Here is a 3472-nt window from a genome sequence, read left to right as displayed (position 1 = left end):
CATTCTGAATATTTTTATTATAATTAAAATTAGTGGTGATCTATTACTATTTACTTACATTTTATGGTAACTATCATATTTTATTTGACGTTATCTAATATTATACCATAAACAAACATTTGTTCTAGTTTTTGGAATATTTAATATCTAAATATAATACTTAAAATTCAATACCGTCTTCTCTTTCCTCGGGGCACGCCCACGAGGTTTGCGAGCAGACTTTCATTCTATCACATCTCTTAATATTTCTTCTTTTAATTCTGACTTTAAAGCCTCTACAGTTACTAAATCAACCTCTCGCTCTAAACTTTCTTCCAAAAACTGCTTTAAATCTATAAATTCCCAGCCTATATCTTCAGAAAACTGAACTAGAATATCTACATCGCTATCTTCATTAGCTTCATTTCTTGCAAATGATCCGAAAAGACCGATACTTTTAACCTTATAATTCTTTTCTAAAATCGGCTTTAAATCTCTTAGCTTTTTCTTAAGATCTTTGTTATCCATATTTTAACTCCTTCCTACTCTAGAGTAAACTACCTGCTAATACTATTATATCAATTTTATTATTCTATAACAAAAAACTTTAGTTAGTTAAAAGTCTAATCTTCTACCATTCACTTTAAGCCATTCTTTTTTCTCTTTAATGTCAGGTATAACAGCAGCTACTGTTGCCCAAAAATCTCTAGAATGATTGTCATGTATTAGGTGAGTAAGCTCATGTACTACCAGATAATCTACGATAGACATTGGGGCAAGGATAATCCTCCAATTAAAATTAAGATTACCTTTACTGCTGCAGCTGCCCCATCTTTTTTTCTGCTTTTTTACAACTACATTATTGGGCTGCACATCAAGTTTATCCTTATATTTTTCTACTCTCTCATTAATTTTTTCTTTTGCATGTTCACGATACCACTCTATTAAAACATCTCTAATTTCTTCTCTTCTCTGCTCATCATTTTCTTTTAACTTTTCAGGATAGTTGATAATGAACTTACCCTGATAAAGTTTAACTTCTACCTTTGATATTTCTGCTGGTGATACTTCCAGCCTATATCTTCTGCCTAAATAAGGAAGTTTCTCCCCGGTCATAAAGTCTTTTTCTTTTGGTGCCGGCTTAATCTTATTCATTTCCTTTAATTTGGAAAGAATCCAGTTAGTTTTTTTCTTTAGTACCTCTTCTATTTTAGTTTCTGCTGTATTTATTGGAGATCTAACTATTAAATTCCTCTCATGATCAACAATAACCCCCATAGTTTTGCGACTAGTGCGTATTATTTTATAATTTATTAGTGTATTTCCCAGTTTGATCTGCTGCATTATTACCTCCGATTAAAACATAAATATATTCTGAGAAAGTTTAATTAATGCTTTCATAAGCTTCTACTCTGACACCGTATTGTCACCAGCAAAAAAATATTTTTCCTATTACTATTTATACTTCAAGAAATTCTTTAATTTTCCTTTACTGAAGCAGACACAACTCATACAAGTACCTCCAGATATCTTTTAACTATATTTTTAACCCCTGTAACTTCTGCATACTCAAGTAGTTTGGAGATGTTCTTATCCTTCCTCTTTAGATAGTCCTGCATTGCCTCTTTTACAACATCAGTACCCACTTTGTTTCTCAGTCTAATACAGTCACAAATTGTTTTCTCTTTATCATATATTTTAACCTTACCCCCCCAATATCAACCTCTTTAATCCCAGTATTGAACTGTTTATCTGCAAAATAAAAAATAGAGATCGACGGATAATCAGGCAGTTTAGGCCTGTGTTCATCTCGGTGAATGGCAATATAATACTTACAGGGATTGGTTGTAGTAAGATCATAATATGAAAGAGCTGAAAGCAGACAAATTACACCGTTAGGAACTATATTGCTTACTTCGATTAGTTCTGTATTGCTATTAAACTCATCACCATTCCAGCGGTACAGCCCTCTTTTGATTCTGCTGATGTCTCCCTCTTCCTGAAGTTTATATAGATGTGAAGAGTGAATATCTGCCTCAAGTATATCTTTAGTTCGAGCATATCCATTATTCCTTTCAAATATATTCTTTATTTTATTGTAAATAGTAGGATCCATAATGACACCTCCGTTATAATCATCCGCACTTATAGATATGTGCGGAGATTTTTAACAATTTCTCAGTTTTAAGTTTATCACTTTAGCTCAATATAGACAAGTTAATTCAATTATAATATCCTGAAAGCTCTAGCAATTCTGTCTTTTTGGTTCTCGCATAAACCTCTTCTTCACCTAACTTAATTCCTCGATAATAAACTATATAGACAAAAAAATAACCAGACATTATGCCTGGCATCTAATTCTATTAAATTTCTTTACCAATAGTTCCTTTGTCCAAATCAATAATAGCTCCAGTTCTTTGTAAAAAGTCCATACCAATTATTGCATCAATATCAAAGCCATAATCCATTTCTCCAATATCAATTTTAAAATCTTCTACATTTAAATCCCCAATTGATAATGAGTCTATTTTCTTTATATACACAAATTCTGAACCACCAACACCTCTAACGCTTCCAATCGTATCCTCTGGTTCAAGTTTTATTCCAATATCTTCAACCAATTCTGCTTTTAAAATACTGCTGGCAGAACCAGTATCTATCAGCACATTATCTAAACTTTTTTCTTTATCTCTATATCCAACTTCCATAGTTACAAAAGGTAAGCTGTTAATTATTTTAAGATTTAAAGTCATACCCTAACACCTAACCACTTTCTTTCTTCTATTTCAAGATCCTTGTTCTTAGTGTGAGCAACATAGAGTTCTCTTTCAGGGTTCTTCTTATGAAGCTCTCTATATGCGGTCATAGCCTTATCACTATTATTAAATTTATCAAGAACAGCTATTTTATCAACAACTCTTTTCCCCTGGTCTGAATGAGCTTCTATCGCTTCTAATAGGATCCAATTATTAGGATATTCATTTCTAACATCTTCCCATTTCATTTTTAAATCCTCCCTTTATTACTTTCTATTTCTATTATATCACAAAGCCATAGTTATAAAAACAAAAACCCCCAGAAAAGCTCCATCATTAACTGAACAAAATGAAGTTTCTCTGAGGGTGAATCATCTCCAATTGAGATTCTAATTTTATTCTATTTTCCACCGTGATTTCACTGCAGTGAGCCTCAGCCACCGTTAAATACCGCAGTGACATTAAACCCAGTAAGCAAATATTTTTTTATTATCTACTTCCAGTTCTTCATCCCTGTATTCCTTATTCTGATTAAAATTAAAACTCAAAAGATAGCCCTGCTCCATATTTTGGCTTTCCAAATACTCAGCCAGCTGTTTTAATCCCTGCTGGTGATATTCTTCTCCCCGCCAGATTTTTAATTCTACAATAAATTTCTGCTCAAGATAAGTAACTACCACATCAAGCCTTTTTTCCTGAGAAATCTGCACTTCTTTGAAATCAAATCCTTTACCATT

5 protein-coding genes and 1 pseudogene are annotated in these 3472 nt (G+C 32.3%); all 6 read right to left on the bottom strand.

The window, feature by feature from the left end:
* Window positions 1-222 precede the first annotated feature (222 nt).
* A complete protein-coding gene (locus tag C7954_RS13345) occupies window positions 223-507 on the bottom strand; it encodes a nucleotidyltransferase family protein (protein ID WP_073160912.1) in 285 nt (94 codons plus the stop codon).
* An 87-nt stretch (window positions 508-594) separates the two neighbouring features.
* Entirely contained in the window at window positions 595-1323 is a 729-nt protein-coding gene (locus C7954_RS13340) for a M48 family metallopeptidase (RefSeq protein ID WP_073160914.1), read from the bottom strand.
* A gap of 164 nt (window positions 1324-1487) precedes the next feature.
* Window positions 1488-2095: pseudogene (locus C7954_RS13335) on the bottom strand (type IV toxin-antitoxin system AbiEi family antitoxin domain-containing protein).
* 247 nt (window positions 2096-2342) lie between these two features.
* Window positions 2343-2732 (bottom strand): retropepsin-like aspartic protease, encoded by a 390-nt coding sequence (locus tag C7954_RS13330; protein WP_073160916.1) that lies wholly within the window; start codon window positions 2730-2732, stop codon window positions 2343-2345.
* Window positions 2729-2983 (bottom strand): hypothetical protein, encoded by a 255-nt coding sequence (locus tag C7954_RS13325; protein ID WP_073160918.1) that lies wholly within the window; start codon window positions 2981-2983, stop codon window positions 2729-2731. The genes C7954_RS13330 and C7954_RS13325 overlap by 4 nt, the downstream gene beginning before the upstream one ends.
* 213 nt (window positions 2984-3196) lie before the next feature.
* A partial coding sequence (locus C7954_RS13320) for a GxxExxY protein (RefSeq protein ID WP_208320701.1) occupies window positions 3197-3472 on the bottom strand: 276 nt, incomplete at its 5' end.

The sequence above is a fragment of the Halanaerobium congolense genome, assembly GCF_004366375.1.
Lineage (GTDB): Bacteria > Bacillota > Halanaerobiia > Halanaerobiales > Halanaerobiaceae > Halanaerobium > Halanaerobium congolense.
The sequence above is the reverse complement of the archived record's forward strand: the minus strand, read 5'-3'. Positions and strand labels throughout refer to the sequence as shown.